Annotated in this window: 6 protein-coding genes; 1 reads left to right on the top strand and 5 read right to left on the bottom strand. The window is 63.0% G+C overall.

Features of this window, described 5'->3' with window-relative positions; genetic code table 11:
- Nucleotides 1–365: 365 nt before the first annotated feature.
- A complete protein-coding gene (trpB, locus tag FV223_RS13315) occupies nt 366–1,586 on the top strand; it encodes a tryptophan synthase subunit beta (protein WP_147727504.1) in 1,221 nt (406 codons plus the stop codon).
- Between the two features lie 281 nt (nt 1,587–1,867).
- On the opposite strand, the gene FV223_RS13310 is transcribed toward trpB, so the two are convergent.
- The 5 genes from FV223_RS13310 to FV223_RS13290 all read right to left on the bottom strand — a co-directional run bounded on the left by FV223_RS13310 (nt 1,868) and on the right by FV223_RS13290 (nt 8,654).
- Entirely contained in the window at nt 1,868–2,098 is a 231-nt protein-coding gene (locus FV223_RS13310) for a hypothetical protein (protein ID WP_147727503.1), read from the bottom strand.
- Between the two features lie 47 nt (nt 2,099–2,145).
- Nucleotides 2,146–2,619 carry a hypothetical protein gene (locus FV223_RS13305; protein ID WP_147727502.1) on the bottom strand — a complete coding sequence of 158 codons (474 nt, stop codon included), beginning with the start codon at nt 2,617–2,619 and terminating at the stop codon, nt 2,146–2,148.
- Between the two features lie 590 nt (nt 2,620–3,209).
- Nucleotides 3,210–3,983, bottom strand: coding sequence for a hypothetical protein (locus FV223_RS13300; protein WP_187276134.1), 774 nt, complete (start codon nt 3,981–3,983; stop codon nt 3,210–3,212).
- Nucleotides 3,984–4,285: 302 nt separating this feature from the next.
- Nucleotides 4,286–4,561, bottom strand: a complete 276-nt coding sequence (locus FV223_RS13295; RefSeq protein WP_147727500.1) for a hypothetical protein — start codon at nt 4,559–4,561, stop codon at nt 4,286–4,288.
- 109 nt (nt 4,562–4,670) lie between these two features.
- Complete coding sequence (locus FV223_RS13290) at nt 4,671–8,654, bottom strand: phage tail tape measure protein (RefSeq protein WP_147727499.1); 3,984 nt, start codon at nt 8,652–8,654, stop codon at nt 4,671–4,673.
- Between the last annotated feature and the right edge of the window lie 110 nt (nt 8,655–8,764).

Raw genomic sequence — 8,764 nt, 5'->3', positions numbered from 1 at the left:
TAGGATCGCCCCGCGGGTCAACACGCGCCCGCGCATGGCGGCCGGGGCCGACCGTCGCGGCGGGACGAAAAAGGGCCGGGCGTCGCCGCCCGGCCCTCGTCGTCCGATCCCGTCCGTGCCGGGCTATTGCGGCTTGTCGGCGGGGACGCCCTGCTCGCTGCCGTTCGCCTTGAGATCCTGGGCCTTCTGCTCCGCCGCGGGGTCGGCCTTGGCCGGCGCCTCGGTGGTCGCGGGCGCGTGTTGACCCGCGGGGCGATCCTACCGCAAACCGGACCCGACCCGGCGCGCCCGGTGCGCCACGCACCCGGACCGCCCTTCGCGATCACCGCGTCGCGACCCCACCCTCGCGAACAAGGACGCGATCCGTGACCCTCTCTCCCCCTCCGAACTCGTTCCGCACCGGCCCCGACGAGCGCGGCCGGTTCGGCATCTTCGGCGGCCGCTTCGTCGCCGAGACGCTGATGCCGCTGATCCTCTCCCTGGAAGAGGCCTACGCCGCGGCCAAGGCCGACCCGGGGTTCCAGGCCGAGATGGACGGCTACTTCAAGCACTACGTCGGCCGGCCGAGCCCGCTCTACTTCGCGGAGCGGCTGACCGAGCATTGCGGCGGCGCGAAGATCTACTTCAAGCGCGACGAGCTGAACCACACCGGCTCGCACAAGGTGAACAACGTCCTCGGGCAGATCCTGCTCGCCCGCCGGATGGGCAAGAAGCGGATCATCGCCGAGACCGGCGCCGGCCAGCACGGCGTCGCCACCGCGACCCTCTGCGCCCGGTTCGGCCTGACCTGCGTGGTCTACATGGGCGCCGTCGACGTGGCGCGCCAAGCCCCGAACGTCTTCCGGATGAAGATGCTCGGCGCCGAGGTGATCCCGGTCGAGTCCGGCACCAAGACCCTGAAGGACGCGATGAACGAGGCCCTGCGCGACTGGGTCACCAACGTCGCCGACACGTTCTACTGCATCGGCACGGTCGCCGGCCCGCACCCCTATCCGGCGATGGTGCGCGACTTCCAGTCGATCATCGGCCGCGAGACCAAGGAGCAGATGCTGGAGGCCGAGGGGCGGCTGCCCGATTCGCTCGTGGCCTGCATCGGCGGCGGCTCCAACGCGATGGGGCTGTTCCACCCCTTCCTCGACGACCGCGACGTGGAGATCTTCGGCGTCGAGGCCGCCGGCCACGGCGTCTCGTCGGGCCTGCACGCGGCCTCGCTCTCGGGCGGACGGCCGGGGGTGCTGCACGGCAACCGCACCTACCTGCTGATGGACGACGACGGGCAGATCGCGGACGCGCACTCGATCTCGGCCGGCCTCGACTATCCCGGCATCGGCCCCGAGCACGCCTGGCTGCACGAGGCCGGCCGCGTCACCTACCTCTCGGCCACCGACCAAGAGGCGCTCGGCGCGTTCAAGCTGTGCTCGATGCTCGAGGGCATCATCCCGGCGCTGGAGCCGGCCCACGCCCTCGCCAAGGTGCTGGAGATGGCCCCGAAGAAGCCGGCCGACCATCTCATGGTGATGAACCTGTGCGGCCGCGGCGACAAGGACATCCCGCAGGTGGCGGAGATCTTCGGGACGAAGCTCTGAAGATCTTAAGTGGTTGTTTTCGTTGATGTTACCACTCCCCTGAGGTTCGCTTCAGGGGAGAAATAAGGGAACGGAAAGGCACCGTTGGGATCGTTTGGGTACCAAAAGTCCCACGACAAGTCCCACGACACGTATGCTACTACCCCAAGAGCGAAACACCCTCGCCGGGCGGATCGCTTTGGGTTGAGAGCATGCCGACAGGCTGGATAGCACCTCAAACCGGCAGAGCGAGTCACTGACGGCGTTCGGCGCTTCCGGCGTGCGGATGTGCCCCGGGAAACTCAGTGGATCTCAGCGGCCTTCTCTGCGCTTGCCTTGATCTCGGCTTCCGTCCGGGCTCTGCGCCGACGCACGATCTCTTCGGAACAGACGTTCTCCAAACGGCGCACGTCGAGTTGGCCGACATACTGCCGAAGGGTCGCAACGCAATCGTCGTTGGCAAGCTGAAGCATGGCCCGGAAGAGTTCGTATGGCTTCTGGACCGGGCAGTTGTCGGGATGGATGGGGGGCATGTGTTCTCCTGTCCGCGCCTGCATGGTCGCGGTGGTTGGGCTGGGTCTCAGCGGGAGCCGGACTGACGGCGGAGACGTGCGGCGAGGGCCGGGTCGAGGTTCGTCACAAGGGCTTGGCGCGTCCGGTTGATGGAGCGCACGTCCCAGGGGCTCCCGTGCGCATCTACCAAGGCCTGAGCCTCGATGGCGCGAGCGGCCGACGTACCGTCCCGAGTCATTGCGTTCAGCGCCAGGGCACGTTCGGTTGCGTTCGATCCGGCCGGAAGCGTTGACGATCCGCCGGCCTTCGGTGCTGCCGGTGCATCCTTGCCGAGCCCAACGGACATGGCTCCGATCACTGCATCGAGCGATTGGACCGCACCGCCTGCGAGATTGAACCGCACAGTGCCGTCATCGTCAGAGGTCGTCACGCTGTTGACGCTTGCTGTAATGCGCTCGATTTCCTCAGTGGAGAAAACCCGGCCGTTCGCCTGCGCATACGCTCGAATTTGCGGATTGATGAAAAGGCTGATCTGGCTCATCGAGCCTGCTCCACCGAAATTCCGCCGAGAGAGTGAGTGCCTAGAAGGTGGCGAGCGAGGGTCCACCGAATGAAGTTAATGCGGCTCAGGCGGAGTTCTTTACGAACATTGTCGAGAACACTCGCGAGTTCATCATCGAGTTCGACATAGACCCGCGCACCGCGTTGCGGCGTTGAGGTAGTCATGGTGTATTCCAATGGTTTGTATGGTGGCGGCGGGAAAAGCTTACGAACGGGCAAAGAGCGATCCACCAGCACGCGCCTCGGGTTCAGCTTTCGCCAGTCGGAGCGCGCCTCGTTGGACGCAGATGCGTGGCGTTGACCGCCTATCGGTTCGCCGGGCCTCGCCCCGCACCGGGGGCCGTAGCCCCTGCCGTTCTGTCGCAAGCTGATTTCCCAGCCTCAGAAGAACATGTGGCACATTTTTTGCTTGTTGTCAAGTTTTTTGAAGAAACGGGGTTGCTATCTGAGTGAAACTGTGAGGGGCGAGCTTGGCCGTGGACGGCACTGAGGCTCTTGGACCTTCGGTCTTCTCCGGCTTTGCTCGATGGCGAAGGGCTTTGTCGCGCAAGCCCTCCACCGTAGAGGCTGTCAGATCGCCATGTTCCCAGGTACGTGCCGAACGGCTCGACGGGCCATGGCATCCGCGTTCGCTTTCGTTTCTCTGGCCTGCTTCTCAGCATCCCTCTGCTTCTTAGCAAGCACTCCGAGCATCGGGCTGAACCAGTCGCCATCTTTCTCCTTGGCTTTCGCTTCGACCCACTTGGCCAAGCTCAAAAGCTCGGAGTCGAGGTTGAGCAAGCTGTAGGTCCCTTTGAAGCGGTCGTAGTCCTTCTGGCTCAGCTTGATGATGCTGTGCTCGAAGGCGTAGGGCTCACCGGAAGCATGCCCAACCTTTCTATCCTCTGATCTAGTCTCCTCTCCTCTCCTATTATCTCCTATGGATTGTGTGGCAGAGGTTGTGACAGGCTCTGTGACAGAGGTTGTGACAACCGGAACGGAGTCCTTGGTGCTCAGTCGGTTCTCTTGGCGAACCTGCCGTGCCTTCGCTGTGCGGTCGCTCTGCGCCTTTCGCGACTTCCAAGCTTCGAGTGCTTTGGGTGCCATCGTGCGAGAGTACCAGCGGCCGTCAGAGCACAGTATGAAGTCAGACAGAGCTTCGTCCCGTACTACCGCCCATGCGGTCAGAGCAGCCGGGCTTCGACCAAACCCGCAGTAGGCAGCAAGACGCTTGTCATCGTCTGGCAGGGATGCAGCCGGAGTTTCGTGCCAACTCTCGGCCATGAGAGTCAGAGCAGCCTTGAAGCCATCACCAGACAAGAACGATAACTCGCCATCGGTGATGGTCTTCACGTCGATCTGCATGAAAGGGAAGCTCGGGAATGATACATCAGCCGGAACAAGAGGCTCTTGAACTTCTGACGAAAACGTGGTAGTAACCATTTCAATTGTTCTTTCGGTTCTTTGTGAAGCCCGGTTTCCCGTCGTCTGCCACGACATCGCGGGGGCCGGGTTTTTTGCGTTGGACGCCCCTATTTCCGAGATGGAAAATCGGGCATCTCAAGTCATTGTTTCTGTTGGGCTTTTCGACTTGATCAGTCGAAAGGGGGGATTTTTGCTGCCCGAATTTCTCTTTTGTGTGCCGGCGAAATGCGGGTCGGCAAGTATCAGCCTCTCCCCCCGACAGCTTCTCTCGACACCTGCTTCAAGAACTCTGCCCGCTCTTCTGCGGAAGCTGCTCGCCAGATTGTCCGTAGACGCTGGATCACAGTAGGTGGCGTGATGATGCCAGCTTCAATAGCTGCCATGCGTACCGACTTGAACTCTCCACGCTCGATGCGCTTCGCGATGTCCGGCCTGTCTCGCTTGATACGGCTGATCAGGTATGCGGCCGATGTACCGCCTTGGCATTTCGATGATGTTACACTGGTATCGCCAGCCATCAAGCTTCCCTTTGCTTCTATAGGACCGATATGGCGATGAACTTGATCATATCAAGAGTCGGCCATCCGTGATGGGATGGGAGCAGCCCGAAAGCCGCTCCCATCAGTATCACGTCAGTTCTGGCTCAAGGTCGTGGCCACGGTGGTTCCAATCCTCCGTGATCTTGCGCTGAGCGAGGTTCGCGATTTCACCTGGAGACTTGTCGCCGCCGTGGATTTGCTGAGTGATGTGGTAGGTGTTGCCACCGCCACCGCCCATGCCGCCACCGCCACCACGTCCGATACCAGCCGGAACGTTGCCAACGATGTCAGAGGTCGTTGGCTTTGCCCCGAGAGGCACGCCGCTCATCCCGCCGCCGATGTCTACCTTCCCGCCCTTCGGGGGCTGTAGACGCTCAGTGCCGCCGCTCTGGGCTTTGGCCGCCCGCTCTCCGATGCCGTTGACCGATGCCACCGCTCTCTTGGACTCGCCTTCGAGACCCGCGATGTAGTCGTGGTATCTCTTGGCAGCATCCAAGGTGTTGAACTGCGAGTGAATGTGTCCACCGGTTGAACGTGCCGATGGGCTCTTGTACTCATCGATGACCTTGAAGTCTTTCTCGCTGAGACCGGCCGCTCGCATCTTGTTCCGCATTGCCTCAGCGGCCTGCGTAGAGAGGCCAGCATCGTTGAGGGACGTGTCGAATGCCAAGCCCAGAGCATGCTTCGATCCGGTGCCAGCGTGGTAGCGGTCGTTGAATGCGCTGAAGTGTTTGACACCGCCGGGCAGGTTGGCTTGCGCCTGTCGAGCAAGGTCGGTGACGCCGAGCTGGGCGAACCCGTTGCCGGTCGCCTGATCACCCTTCACGCGAAGGCCATCGTACTGACCCTTCCCGAGACCAAGGCCGGGCACGTTCACGCCCATGTTCGGGTCGGTCGAGGCCAGCGTTCCCATAGGCGCATCCTTCGCGCCACCGGCTTCCATGGCGGCACGGGCCGTTGCCATCGCACGCGGGTTGCCCTTCAGACCTTCCCAGGCCCCGAGACCTTGGCTCCGCGCGATCCAGCGGGCCATGCGATCCTGCATGGCACCGTCGAACTTGGCGTCGCCACCGATGCCGAGAGCCCGCTGAGCCAACCGCATGGTGTTGCCAACGATCTGGTAGCGGCCCAGCGCCGACGACGATCCGTGCCGCGCCTTGACCGTGCGCCCGAAGGCGAAGGCCTCATCGAGCGACATGGACGAGACCGGCTTGCTTGGCATGCCGTACTTACCGTTGCCGAGGACGGTATCGTATCCGGCCTTGCCGCTCTCAGTGCCAGCGATGGCATCGAGCATGGTGGCGGATGCTGACGAGTTGGCGGGGTTCGAGGAAGCCGAACCGCCGCCGGCACCCATGCCACCGGGTGCGCCCCTGCTCTGCCCGTACCAGTTCGGCACCTGCATGTTCGGAGGGGTGAATAGACGGCCGGAGCCGCTACCACCGCCACCTGAGCCGCCCCCGACGCCACCGCCCATCGAGGATGCGATGGACGCGCCAGAGCCGCCGTTCGTGAGCGTCGCCTTCTGGAGGATCGCGCGAAGCTCATCGATCCCGGTTGCTACGCGCCGGGTGCTGTCCTCGCGGTCGTCATAGCCGGTGTAACTGGCCTTCTGGATCAAGGCCGCGACCGAGCCGGTGGTCTCAGGGTCCGCGTAGGACTGCTTCTGAACGCGGGCAGGCGGGTCTTTCCAAACGGTGCCGCTCTGCCGTTCGTTGCGCTCCTTTTCGCGATCCAGAGCCCATCGGCCCAGGCGGTTCATCAGCCGGTCGTTGTCGGCCTTTGACGGGTCCATTGTGAGGGGAGCCGCGATGGCAGGGGCAAGTCTCAGAGCGCCGAGTAGGCGTGCCATGAGGCCGCCGGCCGCCGCTCCCGTACCAGCGCCAGCGCCAGCGGCACCGGCCGCACCGGCACCGCCCATGAGGCCAGCGGCCCGAAGCGCGGTCGCGATAGTGCCAACCGTCATCCCGAAGCCGATCAAGGCCGTGCCGAGACCGGCGAGGATGCTGACGTAGGGAGCGATGAAGGCCAGAGCCAAGCTGAAGCCCAGCACCTTTGCGGATAGGTTGCCGAGAGCATCCGCGTTCATGTTCGTGCCGGTGAACGATGACACCACCGCCTTGACGGTATCGATGACTTCACGAACGCCACGACCGAACCCCCGTGCGAACTCAAAGAAAGAGTTCAGGGTGCTGTAGTCCATCTGACCCGGCTTGCCGAATGCAGCTTCAAGCATCTGCGTGATGTTCTTGAAGCCGAGACCATCAACGAAGCCATCAATCAGCGTATGAACGTGCGCTTTGATGACATCGAAGTCCATACCCTTGCCGAGATTGATGAAGAACGTGCTGATCTCTCGGATGATGTCCTCGATGCCGCCGCCTATAGCCTCCCATGCCAAGTCAAACGTGGCCACAAGCTGAGAGTGAAGTCCAGCAAGTGTGCCAAGCTTCTCATCCGAAGCCTGCTTCAAGTGGCCGGAGTTCTTCGGATCGCGTGCCGCCTCTACCGTCTGCCGAAGCATCGGGTTGGCCTTCATCATCTGAAGGATTTCGCCGCGCCACTCACGCATGCCGATGAGACTTGCAACCTGCCCGGCCTTCTCTGGGGACATCTTCGACATCTTGTCGAACATGGTCAGCAACAGCTTGGTCGGATCGTTTGCAGCCTGCCGAGAGACCGACGTGTTCGACCCCAAGCCCAGGAGGTTGAACCCCTTCGTAAGATCGTCCCGACGCTGGCCACGCGAGTTCTTCGCGTTGACGAGTTCGTTGACGAGGAAGTCCATGAACGTGCCGGCCTTGCCTTCCTGCATACCGGCAGAGATGCCGGTGCCGGTGAAGGCCGTTAGGTCGGTGACTGACATCTTGGACGCGCCCAGCGCACCCGCGCCGCGCCTGAGCGAGGACACAAGCTCCTTACTGTCGGCCGCCGTCACCTTGGCAACGACCGCGATCCCGTTGAGCATCTTGTCGATTGCCCCGGCGGAGAACGCCTTCGGATCTTGCGTGAGGGTCGAGAGGCGGCCGACAAGCTTCGTGGTATCGGGGACATCGAGGTCGAGGCCAGCGGATGCACCCATGATCGAGCGGGTTACATCCTTCGCGGCGATCTCCGGGATGCCAGCCTTCAGCGTTTCAGTGAAGGCGTTGAGGGCGTCGGCTGGGCGGAAGCCGAACTCCACGGCGGAACGGTTGAGCCATCCTGAGCGGGTGGCGTCCACCTGGCTCCGGGACTGGCCACCGAACATGCGCAGGTTGGCTTCAGCGGTATCGGCACGGGACCGGGCGGCGAGACCGATGCTTCCCAGGGTGGCGAGTGCGGCGGCTCCAGTGCTCCCGAGAATGGAGACCGTGCGCGATGCGTCCACAACCCGGCCGGATACGTCTCTAGCGTCGTTGAAACCCCGGCCGACGCTACGGCGGACATCGGCGCGGCGACGCTCAGCGCTGCGGGTATCGGCGGCACCCTGCCGTTCGGCGCGGGTGCGCTCCCTAGCCAAGTCTCGTTCGTACCGCTGGCGAAGGCCGAAGCGGTAGCTGTCCAAGCGGACGTTCTCGCGTGCCGTGGCGGCCTGCTCTCGGGCGGTCTCACGCTCGTATCGCTGGCGTAGACCGAAGCGATAGTTGTCGAGCCGGATTGTCTCGCGCATCCCAGCGGTGCGGGCGCGTTCGGCATCCCGTGCCATACCGGCCTGTTCTCGGATTGCGCGGGTCTCGGCGGTGGTGCGCTGGCGAAGTTCTCGCGTCGCCCGGTCCTCGCCGATGCGGCGTGCGCGATCCTGTCGGGCCTGCTCAGCCGTGACGGCGCGTTCCTCGCTGAGCCGCTGGCGGTTCATGCGGGTTTGGAAAACCATCTGCCGGTCAAGGCCGCGTGTGACGCTGGATTGCGTCTTCGCAAGGTCTTCGCGAACCTTTGCTCCCATGTCGGTGCCGAACTGGCCCTTGATAGGGTTGACCGAGAAAGAACTGAAAGACTTTTTCAGCCTGTCGAGCGATCGTTGAAGCTTTGTGATTTCAGCACTAGCTCTGTCCTCTGCGCTGAGGACAATTTTGACGTGTTCTTCGGACATGTATTCTCCGGCCGGTTGTTCCGGCTCTTGGAAAAGGGGGTCTTTTAGGAGTTGAGATTTTTTCTTGGATCGAAGGCCACCCGCCCTTTCTTCGAGGCCGGGGGGGGGGG

The organism is Methylobacterium sp. WL116 (assembly GCF_008039455.1).
Lineage (GTDB): Bacteria > Pseudomonadota > Alphaproteobacteria > Rhizobiales > Beijerinckiaceae > Methylobacterium.
The sequence above is the reverse complement of the archived record's forward strand: the minus strand, read 5'-3'. Positions and strand labels throughout refer to the sequence as shown.